Genomic DNA, 12,950 nt, shown 5'->3' with positions numbered 1-12,950 from the left:
GGTCGACACTGGGCGAGCCCCTTGGGCCCGGCCGTGCCTGCGGATTGCTACAGATCACCGCAGCGGGTCGAACGGCGCGAGGTGATCAGGACAACGCCCGGTGGTGACCGCCTCAGCCACCAGCTGGCCGGTGATCGGTCCAAGGGTGATGCCCCACATCCCATGACCGCCGGCGACAAACACCCGAGGTGACGCCGTCCGCCCGATCAGGGGAAGACCGTCCGGTGTACACGGACGGGAACCGACCCATTCCTGCGTCCGCGTATCGACATCGACACCGGCCAACAGCGGACGCACCGCATTGACGATCGCGGTGATACGGCGGCGATCCAGCGGCGCGTGCGGTTCCCGGAACTCCATCATCCCGGCAATGCGCAACCGGTTCCCGAGCGGTGTGCACGCCACCCGGTGGGTCGGAAAGTACAGCGGGCCGCGCGGCAGGTCGCGCGCGGTGACGCTGAAGCTGTACCCACGCCCCGCCTGAACGAGAGTCCGGACCCCGAACGGGCGCACGAGATCGGTCAGCCACGCGCCGCAGGCGACCACCACGGCATCGAACCGGTCGATCTGCCCGGTAGAGAGCTCCAGCCCCACCTCCGCGGCCCCAGCACGACGTCGATCGCCACGGTCGGCAGCCCGGTCGGCAGCCCGGTCGGCATGGATGGCCAGTACGCCGACGCCCTCCCGCAGCTCGCCGCCCCGGGCTCGGACACTGTCCGCGAGTGCTGTCACGAAAGCCCCGGGATCGCAGAAGCGCTGGCCGTGGATGCGGATCGCGGCACCGATCCCATCGGTCAGCGCCGGCTCCAGTGTGCGCGCGGCGCGGCCGTCGAGCAGGTCGAACTCGACATGCTGGCCGGCACTGCGGATCTCCTCGAGTTCGAGGATCAGCGCCTCCCGCTCGTGTGGATCGCGATAGCAGGCCAGGAACGGCACGGCCGGGCGGGTTGGTACGTCCACTCCCCCGGCCGCGAGGATGTCGAAGGCACCAAGTGCCCGCCGATTGACCGGCGCAAGTGCCCCCATCGCCCGCCGCCAACGGTTGGCCGTGCTGTTGCGTGCGAATCCGGCGAGGAAGCGCAGCAATCGCGGGTCTGCTCGCGGCGGTACGTACACCGGCGATGTCGGCATCAGGACAGCCCGCAGGCCGTAGCGCAGTACGGCCGGCTCCGGCAGCGGCGCAGCCAGGCTCGGGGTGAGCCAGCCGGCGTTACCCCAGGACGATCCAGCGGCCACCCGGACGCGCTCGATCACTGTGACCTCGACCCCGCGCTCCTGCAGAAACCAGGCGCTGGCCAGGCCGACCATACCGGCGCCGACAACCGCCACCCGCCCGGGCGGGCGCGACCCGCGGCCGGCTCCCGGGCCCTCGTCAGCGGACACGTGCGTCATACCACCTCACTGTTAGCGCGCCGGGGACTGCGGCCTGCGGGCGCGCGATCTGACGATCGTCGCGCGCCCTTCGGCCCGCTGGAACACGGGCCGGTCGCACGTCGATCCACAACCCGCACCGGGCACGTACGGTCGTTGTCATGCGGCCGATGATGGCGGTGGGCCAGGCGTGATTCATACCGTTCTCGCCTATCTCACATGCCCGCTGTGCGGACAGGATCTCGCCACCGGCAACGGGCAGGTGCGCTGCCCGGGCGGCCACGCATACGACCTCGCCCGAGGGGGTCACCTGACCCTCACGACCGGTCGGGCCGCTGGGATCCCCGGCGACAGCGCGGACATGGTCCGGTCACGAGAGGCATTCTTCGCGGGCGGTCACTACCGCGCGCTCGCCGACCAGCTTGGCTCGGTCATCCAAGGCGCGACGAGGGAAACCTGGACGATCGGTGATGAGCAGGTCGTCGTCGACATCGGCGCCGGCCCCGGGTACTACCTGGCGCATCTGCTGAACCTGTGCCCCGACGCGGTCGGCATCGCCATTGACGTGTCCACCTACGCACTGCGGCGCGCGGCCCGCGCGCATCCGCGGATCGGCGCGGTCGGCGTGGACGTACGCGGCCCGCTGCCGGTGCGAACGGGCACGGCGTCGGTCATTCTCGATGTCTTCGCGCCGCGCAATGTCACGGAAATGCACCGCATCCTCCGGCCGGACGGGTATCTCGTCATCGTAACGCCCACCGTCCGCCATCTGGCCGGCCTTGTCGGTCCGCTGGGTCTGGTCACGGTCGATCAGCGCAAGCCCGAGCGCCTCCGCTCGACCCTGGGTGAATCCTTCGTCAGACGGGAGCGGTTGACACTCGACCTCGAAATGTCGCTCACCGCATATGATCTCCTCCATCTTGTGATGATGGGGCCGACCGCCCACCACCGTCGCACCGCCGACATCCAATCGATCATCGACGAACGGTGGCCGAACGGCGCGACCCCGACGGCGTCATTCACAATCGAGGTGTACGAGCCCCACCCGACATAGAGCGGATTCAGCGAGCGATCAGGTCTGCCATGAACATGGTTTCGACCGTGACCGGGACGAGCGCCCGCGCAATGATCAGGCGTTCGAGCTCTCCGTAGAGATTCACGACCACCTGTTGATTCGCGTGTCCAAGCACGACCGCCCCCGGCTGGATGGCCTGACGCGCAGCCGCGATGAGTTCGCCGGCAGTGACGCCCATCATCGAGTCGCCCACCGACCCGCTCCACATAAGGATGCGCGAATAACCCAGTTCAGCGAGGATCGCTCTCGACCGCTCGTTGTGCTCCCCGTACGGCGGGCGGAACCACGGTCGGGTCGTGACACCGAATGTCTGTCTGACCCAGTCGTCATTGCGTTCCACCTCGGCGCGCAGCGTCGCGTCGGAAAGTGTACGGATACTGCGGTGGCTCCAGGTGTGGTTGACCATCGTGACCTGCCCGGATTTGATCAGCGACCGGACGGCGGCTGCATGCTGATTCCACACGTTGCGGTACATCCCGTTCGGCGCGAACGAGAGCGGAATTTTCGCCCGGCTGGCGAAGTCGACATATCCGGCAACCGCGGTGGCATTAAAACCGTCGTCAATGGTAAGCGCAACCTGGCGGGTCGCTCCCGGCGCGTTGAAGAGGATCTGTTGCTGCCCCGGCGCGACCGCGAGCGGAGCGGGCGACCCCCACGGGCCGGCTGACGGCTCCAGCAAGCCACCTGACGGCTCCAGTCGGCCGCCTGACGGCGCCGCCTGCGGTGGGACCGGCGCATCGGGCACCATGCGGATCGGCGGGACCACAGGTCGCGGACCAACCGCCGGCGGAACGGACTTCGGGCGGTCACCGGCACAACCGACGAGCAGGTCGGCGGCCCCGAGGGCGAGAATTTTCACAAGGCGACGTCGGTCCACCCATGAGATTCTGAAGAGCTTGACTACGGAGCGCAACTGCAGCGATGCAATCCCAGCTGCCCTGCGTGGTCGGTCACCACACGCGGCGCCCGGCGACTCCGGACAAGCGGGGTCAGGACAAACGGGGTCAGGACAAACGGGGTCAGGACAAACGGGGTCAGGACAACAGCCTGGCCCGCCAGGTGGGCACCGCGTCCGGATGCGCGCCGTTGGCCGCGAACCAACCGGACAGGCCACCCGGATGATCGTCGATGACGGCCAGTACCTGCTCGACAGCCGAGATCGAGGTCGTGGTCAGGTCGGGAGCACCCATGCCCGCTCCAGGCAGCAACGGATTGTTACCTAGTCGGCGCAGTACCTCCGCCATGTTCGCGGCCGTCGCCGCGTAATCCGCGAGTATCGCGTCCGGTTCAACGCCCACCGCACGTAGCAGGACCGCCACGACCAGGCCTGTCCGGTCCTTGCCGGCCGCACAATGCACAAGGAGTGGTCCAGGCGCATGGGCGGCCAGATGAAGGATCTCGACCACCCGCGATCCGGTCCGTTCGACGATCGCCCGATACATCGTGTTCAGGCCGCCCGCGAGGGCAACAACGATCTCGGACGTGGGATGCGCGGGGTCGACGTCACCGAGCAACGGGATCACTCGGACATCGGTCACCGCCGATTCCAGTGGGTGCGGGCTACCGTCGCGCTCGACCGGCGACCGCAGGTCGATGACCGTGCGGGGTGGCCATTCACGATCGAATACCGGTAGCCGGTCGCCATGGCGCGGGGCGTCACTGCGGTACAGAACGCCGGGTCGAGTACGCCGACCGTCCTGCGTCGGCAGTCCGCCGAGATCCCGCAGGTTCACCAGCTGATCTCGATCGCGCCGCGGTAGCGATCCGCCGCGAGCCTCCCGGGCTGCCGGTACCGGTAGTGCCGCCGGTACCGGCGGACTGCCTGCTGCCGTCTCGTGCACCGCCGTCTCGTGCACCGCCGTCTCGTGCGCCGCCGTCTCACTGCCGCTCATGGCTTCGCTCCCGCCCTGATCGTCCGGTGTTGTTCCAGTGGAGCACACGTATCCGTCCCACGCCTGAACCCATGGCCAAGGTTTGCGCCGGCCAGCTCCGCAGCGACGCCTCCCCGGATGTTCGGGGCTGCGACCTCGTGGGCCGCCGTACAATCGCGCACGGCGACGCGGCGTTACATTTTGGGGTGCTATAAGATTTAGTTGATTTTAGCTGATATGTGCTGCAAGGCGGCAGGTACCGGCGATCTCCCCGCACTCGGGTCGTCCACCCGGTGCCGCGAGAACCGACGAGGGCTGTCGCCATATGCCGCTGCACGATGCCGGAAAGTGACAAATCGCTGCAATAGTATCAATAATGCTTGGGGAGAGGGGTGGGCGTGAACGTCCTAGAGGCGACGTTTCTCGGTGCGGTCGAGGGACTGACGGAGTTCCTGCCGGTATCGAGTACCGGACATCTGACGATCCTGGAGAAACTGCTCGGCTACTCCATCGACGACCCCGACATAACGGCGTTCACCGCGATCATCCAGGTCGGCGCCGTCTTCGCGACGTTGCTGTACTTCCGCAAGGACCTGGGGAGGATCCTGGCCGCCCTGCTTCGCGGCATCGTCCAACCCCGGTGGCGCGGCCACCCCGACTACCTCTTCGGATGGGCGGTGCTGCTGGGTTCGCTACCCATCGGTGTGGTCGGGCTGCTGTTCAAAGACATGATCGAGACGACACTGCGCAGCCTCTGGTTCGTGGGCACCGCGCTCGTGGTGTGGAGCGGTGTCATAGCGTACGCCGACGGCAACGCGACCCAGAAGCGCCACGAGGCGGACGTCACCTGGAAGGACACCCTCGCCATCGGTCTGGTCCAGTGTGCCGCGCTGATCCCTGGCATCTCCCGGTCCGGCGCGACCATGTCGGCCGGTCTGACGCGGGGCCTTGACCGGGTGACCGTCACCAGACTGTCGTTCTTCCTTTCCATCCCGGCCCTGTTCGGGGCTGCGGCCCTGCAGGGCGTCAGCGAGGCCGGCAACATCGCCCACGGGGTCGGCTGGACACCAACGATCATCGCTACGGCCGTCAGCTTCGCCGTGGCCTATGTCGCCATCGCCTGGCTCCTGAGATTCATCGGCAAGAACAACTATGACATGTTCATCATCTACCGGATCATCCTCGGCACGACCGTGCTGCTGCTGCTCGCAACGGGGATCCTCTCGGCGACCTGACGATCGGGCTCGTCGGCCGGGCTCGTCGGCCGGGCTCGTCGGCCGGGCGAGGCGGCCAGAACGGCCATCGCATGCGAGAGCACCGCATAGGGTCGCGGGGTGGCTCGGGTTGTCGTGGTCGGCGCGGGGGTCGGCGGGTTGGCGACGGCCGCGCGACTGGCCGCCGCCGGGCATACCGTCACCATCTGCGAGCAGGCATCCGAGATCGGCGGCAAGCTCGCACGGTTCAGCCTGGACGGCTTCTCCTTCGACACCGGGCCGTCCCTGTTGACGATGCCGGACGTCTTCGCGGACCTGTTCGCCGCCACCGGCGCGCCGCTGGGAGACATCCTTGAGCTACGCCGACTGGACCCGATCACCCGCAACCGCTTCGCCGACGGGACCGTCCTCGACGCTCACGCCGACGATGACGCGTTCACCGCCGAGCTGGACGCCGTCCTGCGTCCCGGGTCGGGCGAGCAGTGGGGCCGGCTGGCAGCCCACGCCGAGCGTCTGTGGGAGGCGACCAGCGGCCCGTTTCTGGCCGCCCCCAACGCCGGTGTCCGGTCGTTGGCCGGGTTGGCGCTGCGACGTCCAGGCGACATCTCCACCATCGCGCCCGGCCTGACGGTACGTGGGCTCGGCCGGCGTCATCTCACCGACCAGCGACTGCGGATGTTCCTCGAACGGTATGCGACCTATACCGGTTCCGATCCGCGCCAGGCACCGGCGGCCCTCGCGGCCATCGCGCACGTCGAGCGTTGCTACGGCGGTTGGTACATCCCCGGCGGCCTTCACCAGCTCGGCCAGGCTGTCGCGGACCGGGCCGTGTGCCGTGGCGCGCGCCTGCTGCTCGACCATCAGGTCGTCGCGATCACCCGCAACGCCGGTGGTCGGGTGGCCGGGGTACAGCTGGCCGGCGGCCGGGGCATCGACGCGGACCTGGTGGTGTCCGGCGTCGATGCCCGCACGGTGTACGGCATGCTCGCGCCCCACCGGCGGGCGCAGCGGCGGCTACGCCGGGCGCCGGCGTCGTTGTCCGGCTTCGTCCTGCTGCTCGCCCTGCGCGGGCGGACGCCGGATCTCGCCCATCACACGGTGCTGTTCCCCGCCGAGAACGACGGCGAGTTCGACGCGGTATTCGGCGGCCGCCTGGCCACCGATCCGACGATCTACATAAGCGCGCCCGACGACCCCGCCCTCGCACCGCCGGGCTGTGAGGCATGGTTCGTCCTGGTGAACGCGGCCCGGCACACAACCGCTCCGCCGCGCGACGCCGCGACGCCGCGGCCCGCACGCGGCGGCACCGGCACCGGCCCGGTCGGCGGCCCGGTCAACCGCGGGGTGGACTGGGATCGACCAGGGCTTGCCGACGCCTACGCCACCCAGGTCCTGGCTTTGATGGCCGAGCGCGGCCTGGATGTCCGGGCCCGGCTGCTGTGGCACCGTGTGATCACTCCAGCCGATCTGGAGCGACGGACCGGCGCGGTCGGCGGGGCGATCTACGGGACATCGTCCAACGGCGTGCGCGCGGCGTTCCTGCGACCGGGCAACCGCTCGCCGATTCCGGGACTGTTTCTCGTCGGGGGGTCGTCCCACCCTGGTGGGGGCCTCCCGCTGGTCGCCATGTCCGCGAAAATCGTCGCCGACATGATCGGCCCCGCGTAGTGCGATGATCCGTACCACGCGCTGTGGTCAGTGTCGGGATACGCCGGCCCCGGTCGGCAAACTCGCGGTCGGCAACGTCGCGGTCCGCAACGTCCGGTGGACCACGATGCCGAGCTGGATCAGGCCCCCGGTACAGACCGTTGCGGTGGCGGCGGCACCGATCATGCCGGCAAGGTCGGCACGGCCGGGGTCGATCGCCGCGCCCAGCATCGCGATTACTGTGATGATGATCCGGGTGGGCCGCTCGCCGACCGTCACCACGCCGATCTCGCAGAACCCCACGTTCCCGGCCCGCGCACGCAGATACTCCAGCAGCGCGACCGCGGCCCCGGCAACGGCACACACCCCACCGGGGGCGCCGAGCAGCCAGAAGGCGACAAGGTAGATTCCGTCACAGATCCGGTCCGCCAGCGAGTCGAGGACGTACCCCCAGGGCGTCACCCGACGGGTGAGGACAGCCACACATCCGTCAAGGTTGTCCAGGAGGCCACCAGCAACGACGATCATCGCGGCTAGCAACGGGTACGGGCCGCCCAGCGCCGCGGCCGGCAGCATGGCACCGGTCAGCAGCGTCCCGGCGACAGTAATCGACGTGGGGCCGATACCACCCACGGCCAACGGGCGTCCCAGCCGGTAGACCAGGCCGAGCCACCAGCGGACGAGCCACATGCCGGTTGTGGCATCGTAACCTCCGTGCAGGCCCGACCACTCCCTGAGAAAGCCGTCACGGTCGGGCACCGGGGTGGTCACCAAGCCATCGTGCCCTCTGCGTATGGTTCCGTCGTCCGACATGACCCGCTTGTGATGACGACCCACTACCGACGACTGTCAGCCCCCTTCGAGGAGCCGCCGCAAGGCGGCCGCAGGAGACATCGGTGACCAAGCACTCGCCCCTGGTCGTGGAGACACTCGACGACCTGCATCCGACAGCAATCTTCAACGCGGAGCGCGACCAAGTGGTGGTCGCGGTCCGCATCACACCCGTGTTCGGCACCCTGGACCTCGACCTGGTGGCAGCGGTCGTCGACGCGGCGAACCTGGCCGACTTCGCCCTCGTCCGCGAGCAGCCTTTCCGGGACGAGTGGCTGTTGTGCGTCTTCGACGCCTACGAGGACCACGACTGACCGGCCGCCCGCCATCCGGACAGGGAGCGGAACACCTCACGGGTGGCGGTCGAGCGGTTCAACGTGATGAAGTGGATGCCCGGTGCACCTCCGGCCAGCAGCTTCTCGCACAGGTCCGTCGCGACCGCCACCCCGACCGCCGCCACCGCCACCGGGTCGTGGGCCACCTCGTGCAGCCGGCCGGCCAGATCCGCGGGAAATTCCGCGCCGGACAGCTGCGCCATCCGCTCGATCTGCGCGACATTCGTCACGGGCATCACCCCGGGGATGACGGGCGCCTCGCAGCCGAGCCGGCGGACCCGCTCGACCAGCCGGAAGTAGGCGTCCACATCGAAGAAGAACTGGGTGATCGCGTAGTCCGCGCCCGCGGCCAGCTTGCCGACCAGGTGGCGGGCGTCGGTGTCGAAGTCGGGCGAACGCGGGTGGCGGTCCGGGAACGCCGCGACCCCGACGCAGAAGTCGCCCAGCGACCGGACAAGGCGCACGAGGTCCTCGGCATGCCGCAGACCCTGCGGGTGCGCGACCCAGGTCCCCCGCGGATCACCGGGCGGGTCGCCACGCAACGCCAGTACGTTGTGCACCCCGGCTCCGGCGTAACTGCCGATCACCTGCCGCAGCTCGGACACGGAGTGGTTGACAGCCGTCAGGTGCCCGATCGGTGTGAGAGTGGTGTCGGTCGCAATCCGCTCGGTCACGCCGATGGTTCCCTTGCGGTTAGACCCGCCCGCACCGTAGGTCACCGACACGAAGGACGGATGCAGGGATTCCAACTCCCTGATCGCCGTCCACAGGTGGCGCTCCCCCGCAGGGGTTTTAGGTGCGAAGAACTCGAACGAGAACGACAGCTGACCGGACGCGAGGAAGTCCCGCACAGTCAGCACCCGAGGTCCCAGCCCGCTCCTGACCGCCGTCATAGGCTCGAGGGTAGTGGCTGCCATGGGCCGGGGCCCTCGGCGGCTCACAGGCGCACCGGTCCGCCCGGGGCGGGGCTGCACACCCGTACCCGCCCGGACCGGCTGCGGGCCGAAACCGTCCGGGTCGCCGCCGGGTCAGCTGGAACGCTGACATCGACGGCACCGGGGTCCGCCGACTCCACATCCACGGCATAGGGACCGCCCGGGACGACAACCGTGACCGCGCCGCTGTGGCCGTGCGCGCTCACCTGATCGGGCGGAGACGAGAAATGCAGGATGACATCTCCCAGGCGGCTGCGTGCGGTGACCCTGCGCCCGCCCAGCTCACGTCCTGCGATGGTGCCGGAGTCCGTCAGGAGGACGAGGTCACCGTCGGATCCCCACAGTGTCACATCCCCGCGACGCACCTCTGCTCGTACGCGGGTCGCCCTGGGCAACGTCAGCCGGACCCGGGCCTCGCTGACACGGCCGTCGATGCGCAGCAGGTCGCCGCTGCGCGCCAGCGCCGGGCGGGTCCGCCCGACACGTCGGCGCACGGTCATCTCCAGGCGGGCGTCGACCCGGTCGGTCTCGGCGATCTCCACCCGGCCTGCGGCCAGTCGAACCTCGACGGCGCCGACCCCCGCCACCGTCTGCCCGATCTCCGCCGGCGGCCGGTACAGCAGCGCGATACCGCCGGCTGCCGCGCACAACAGGACGACGGCCGCTCCGACCACGACCACGGTTGTCATCCGTTCCCCGTTCTGTGAGCAACTGATTCGTTGAGCAACTGATTCTCCGAGCGACTGATTCGTCGAGCGACCTGCTCGTCAAGCGACTGGTTCTGTCAGCGAATGCGATCCACACATTCTCGCTGGTGGCGATCCCCTGAGGAGCAGGATGCGTACGGTCATCGGCCCGACCGACCAGATTGTGATCGTGGGGGCGGGCCTGGGCGGACTGTCCGCCGCCCTGCGGCTGGCCGGCGCCGGCCGGCAGGTCACCGTGGTCGAACGCGAGGACGTCCCCGGTGGGCGGACCGGGCAGCTGCGCATGAGCGGCTACCGGTTCGACACCGGGCCGACCGTCCTGACCATGCCGGACCTGATCGCGGACGCCTTCGACTGCGTCGGGGAGAACCTTGACGACTGGCTGCAGCTGCGCCCGGTCGACCCGCTGTACCGGGCGCGCTACCCCGACGGATCCACACTCGACATCCACGCCGACCCGGACGCGACCGCCGATGAGATCGCCCGCGTGTGCGGGCCGGGCGAAGCCGCCGGTTACCGCCGGTTCGTCGCATTCGTATCGCAGCTGTACCGGGCGCAGATGCGCGACTTCATCGACAACTCGATCGACTCACCGCTGGACCTGCTGCGGCCGTCCCTGGCCCGTCTGGTCGCCCTGGGTGCCTTCCGCCGCCTCGATGCGGTGGTGGCCCGGTACCTGCACGACGAGCGCACCCGCCGGGTCTTCTCGTTCCAGGCGATGTACGCAGGCCTGTCCCCCCACGACGCGCTCGCCGTGTACGCGGTGATCGCCTACATGGACTCGGTAGCCGGGGTGTACTTCCCGGTCGGAGGAATGCACGCCGTTCCGGTGGCGATGGCGCTGGCCGCCGTCAAACACGGAGTGACGTTTCGCTACGGCACCACCGTGACACGGGTGGAAACCCGCGGTCGGCGGGCGATCGCGGTCCACACGGCGACCGGTGAACGCATCGCCGCGGACGTGGTGGTGCTCAACCCCGATCTTCCGACCGCCTACCGGGACCTGCTGCCCAGCTCCGTCACGCCGCGGCGGGTCCGCGACCTGCGCTATTCACCGTCATGCTTCCTGCTGCTCGCCGGATCGAGCGCCGGCTTCGGCGACCAGGCCCATCACACGATCCACTTCGGACGGGCCTGGCAGCGCACCTTCGACGAGATCATCAAACGGGGTGAACTGATGAGCGACCCGTCGTTCCTGATCACCACGCCGACGATCGGCGACCCGTCGCTGGCCCCGGCCGACCGACACAGCTACTACGTGCTGTTCCCGACGCCGAACCTGACCGCGCCGCTGGACTGGTCGGTGCTCACCCGACGCTACCGCGACGAGGTGGTGGAGACCCTTGAACGGCGGGGGTACGCCGGCTTCGGTGCCGCGATCGAGGTCGAGCACACGATCACACCCGCGGACTGGCGGGCCCGGGGAATGGCCGCCGGTACCCCGTTCGCCGCCGCCCACACCGTCGGTCAGACCGGTCCGTTCCGCCCGTCGAACCTGGCCCCGGGTCTGGACAACGTGGTGTTCACCGGCAGCGGTACCCAGCCCGGCGTCGGCGTGCCGATGGTGCTGATCTCGGGACGACTGGCCGCCGAGCGGGTACTCGGCCGGGACCGGGCCTACCGCTCCCGGGCACTTCGCTGAGCACAAACCCGAATGGACCGCAAACCGAATTGATCGCCAACCCACGCTGACCGCCAGTCCGATTACCGTGAAGCGAGAAATCCTAGATTTCCCTTAAGTCATTGTTCGAACTGGCTGACCACCCTCGTTTCAGGTCTCGATTCCCGGCATCCGCTGCGAGACTGAGGCCATGGACGAACGGCAAGCTCCAGCGACCGCGCCCACCGCGGACGGCCCCAGTCCCCTCCCATCCGACTCCGACCAGGGCGGGAAGAGCCTGGCCGACCCGGACACGATCACCGATGCCGATCATCTTGAGCGCGCCCTCTTCGAGGTCAAGAAAGTGATCGTCGGCCAGGATCACATGATCGAGCGCATGCTGGTGGCCCTGCTCGCCCGCGGGCACTGTCTGCTGGAGGGCGTACCCGGAGTGGCCAAGACCCTGGCCGTCCAGACACTGGCGACGGTGGTCGGCGGAACGTTCGCGCGTATCCAGTTCACCAGCGATCTGGTCGTGTCCGACATCATCGGTACGCGGGTGTACCGCCAGACCCGGGAGACCTTCGACGTCGAGCTGGGCCCCGTCTTCGCGAACTTCGTCCTCGCCGACGAGATCAACCGGGCACCCGCGAAGGTGCAGTCGGCACTGCTGGAGGTCATGTCCGAGCAGCAGGTCTCCCTGGGCGGGGTCACCCATCGGCTGCCCGCGCCGTTCCTGGTGCTGGCCACGCAGAACCCGATCGAGTCCGAAGGCGTGTACCCGCTTCCGGAGGCGCAGCGCGACCGCTTCCTGATGAAGATCAACGTACCGTATCCAAGCGGCGTCGAGGAGCTCGAAATCGTCCGACGCATGGGCGTGGCGCCGCCGGCGGCCGAGCGTGTGCTGGACCCGTGGACCCTGATGAAGCTGCAGAAACACGCCACGGAGGTGTTCGTCCACCACGCGATCGCCGACTACGCCGTGCGGATGGTGCTGGCGACCCGCTCGCCCGCCGAGTTCGGGATGCCCGAGCTTGCCGGCCACCTGGCCTACGGCGCGTCGCCGCGCGCCTCGCTCGGTCTCGTCGCGGCCGCACGGGCACTGGCGCTGCTGCGCGGGCGAGACTACGTCGTACCCGATGACGTCGCCGCGGTGGCTCTCGACATACTGCCGCACCGGCTGGTGCTGTCCTATGAGGCGCTGGCGGAAGGGTTGTCCGCGGACGCCATCGCCGGACGCGTCCTGGCCGCCACCACACCTCCGCAGGTCGCTCCGCGCCAGCATGGCTACGCCGGGCGCTGGACCACGAACCCGCATGGCTTTCCCGAGTACCACGCCGAGTACCAGACCGGGCACCAGGCCG

Annotated in this window: 12 protein-coding genes; 6 read left to right on the top strand and 6 right to left on the bottom strand. The window is 69.0% G+C overall.

The genetic code is table 11. The features are described from left to right. Window positions 1-54: 54 nt before the first annotated feature. Window positions 55-1,392, bottom strand: a complete 1,338-nt coding sequence (locus tag U9980_RS05975) for an NAD(P)/FAD-dependent oxidoreductase (protein ID WP_322767020.1) — start codon at window positions 1,390-1,392, stop codon at window positions 55-57. Window positions 1,393-1,561: 169 nt separating this feature from the next. On the opposite strand from U9980_RS05975, the gene U9980_RS05970 reads away from it, so the two are divergent. Continuing rightward, window positions 1,562-2,425, top strand: a complete 864-nt coding sequence (locus U9980_RS05970) for a putative RNA methyltransferase (RefSeq protein WP_322748152.1) — start codon at window positions 1,562-1,564, stop codon at window positions 2,423-2,425. A gap of 7 nt (window positions 2,426-2,432) precedes the next feature. Here the strand turns inward: U9980_RS05970 and U9980_RS05965 are convergent, their stop codons facing one another. Then, window positions 2,433-3,323, bottom strand: coding sequence for a polysaccharide deacetylase family protein (locus U9980_RS05965; protein WP_322748151.1), 891 nt, complete (start codon window positions 3,321-3,323; stop codon window positions 2,433-2,435). Between the two features lie 157 nt (window positions 3,324-3,480). Next, window positions 3,481-4,338: a tyrosine-protein phosphatase gene (locus U9980_RS05960; RefSeq protein ID WP_322767019.1), complete on the bottom strand. Its 858-nt coding sequence runs from the start codon at window positions 4,336-4,338 to the stop codon at window positions 3,481-3,483. Between the two features lie 377 nt (window positions 4,339-4,715). Between U9980_RS05960 and U9980_RS05955 the strand changes: the two genes are divergently transcribed. Next, on the top strand, window positions 4,716-5,552 hold the full coding sequence (locus U9980_RS05955) for an undecaprenyl-diphosphate phosphatase (RefSeq protein ID WP_322753951.1): 837 nt from the start codon (window positions 4,716-4,718) through the stop codon (window positions 5,550-5,552). Window positions 5,553-5,651: 99 nt separating this feature from the next. Continuing rightward, window positions 5,652-7,199, top strand: coding sequence for a phytoene desaturase family protein (locus U9980_RS05950; RefSeq protein ID WP_322767018.1), 1,548 nt, complete (start codon window positions 5,652-5,654; stop codon window positions 7,197-7,199). 27 nt (window positions 7,200-7,226) lie between these two features. On the opposite strand, the gene U9980_RS05945 is transcribed toward U9980_RS05950, so the two are convergent. Further along, window positions 7,227-7,949 carry a CDP-alcohol phosphatidyltransferase family protein gene (locus U9980_RS05945; protein ID WP_322767017.1) on the bottom strand — a complete coding sequence of 241 codons (723 nt, stop codon included), beginning with the start codon at window positions 7,947-7,949 and terminating at the stop codon, window positions 7,227-7,229. 125 nt (window positions 7,950-8,074) lie between these two features. Here U9980_RS05945 and U9980_RS05940 point away from each other — a divergent pair, with 125 nt between their 5' ends. Continuing rightward, the gene (locus U9980_RS05940; RefSeq protein WP_322748146.1) at window positions 8,075-8,323 is read left to right on the top strand and encodes a hypothetical protein; all 249 of its coding nucleotides are present in this window, start codon (window positions 8,075-8,077) and stop codon (window positions 8,321-8,323) included. Here the strand turns inward: U9980_RS05940 and metF are convergent. Both metF and U9980_RS05930 read right to left on the bottom strand, forming a co-directional pair. Then, window positions 8,305-9,237, bottom strand: a complete 933-nt coding sequence (gene metF / locus U9980_RS05935) for a methylenetetrahydrofolate reductase [NAD(P)H] (protein ID WP_322767016.1) — start codon at window positions 9,235-9,237, stop codon at window positions 8,305-8,307. The two genes, U9980_RS05940 and metF, sit on opposite strands and share 19 nt — an antisense overlap. A gap of 44 nt (window positions 9,238-9,281) precedes the next feature. Continuing rightward, complete coding sequence (locus U9980_RS05930) at window positions 9,282-9,968, bottom strand: hypothetical protein (RefSeq protein ID WP_322767015.1); 687 nt, start codon at window positions 9,966-9,968, stop codon at window positions 9,282-9,284. Window positions 9,969-10,116: 148 nt separating this feature from the next. Here U9980_RS05930 and crtI point away from each other — a divergent pair, with 148 nt between their 5' ends. Further along, entirely contained in the window at window positions 10,117-11,628 is a 1,512-nt protein-coding gene (gene crtI, locus U9980_RS05925; RefSeq protein ID WP_322767014.1) for a phytoene desaturase family protein, read from the top strand. Window positions 11,629-11,797: 169 nt separating this feature from the next. Beyond that, on the top strand, window positions 11,798-12,950 hold a 1,153-nt coding region (locus U9980_RS05920), incomplete at its 3' end, for a MoxR family ATPase (RefSeq protein ID WP_322767013.1).

Source organism: Protofrankia sp. Cr1, from assembly GCF_963555865.1.
GTDB lineage: Bacteria > Actinomycetota > Actinomycetes > Frankiales > Frankiaceae > Protofrankia.
The sequence above is the reverse complement of the archived record's forward strand: the minus strand, read 5'-3'. Positions and strand labels throughout refer to the sequence as shown.

What these genes read in the sequence shown, in the direction of transcription:
- U9980_RS05960 (WP_322767019.1), bottom strand. Translation starts at nt 4,338, where the DNA reads ATGAGCGGCAGTGAGACGGCGGCGCACGAGACGGCGGTGCACGAGACG.
- U9980_RS05975 (WP_322767020.1), bottom strand. Translation starts at nt 1,392, where the DNA reads ATGACGCACGTGTCCGCTGACGAGGGCCCGGGAGCCGGCCGCGGGTCG.
- crtI (WP_322767014.1), top strand. Translation starts at nt 10,117, where the DNA reads ATGCGTACGGTCATCGGCCCGACCGACCAGATTGTGATCGTGGGGGCG.
- U9980_RS05930 (WP_322767015.1), bottom strand. Translation starts at nt 9,968, where the DNA reads ATGACAACCGTGGTCGTGGTCGGAGCGGCCGTCGTCCTGTTGTGCGCG.
- metF (WP_322767016.1), bottom strand. Translation starts at nt 9,237, where the DNA reads ATGACGGCGGTCAGGAGCGGGCTGGGACCTCGGGTGCTGACTGTGCGG.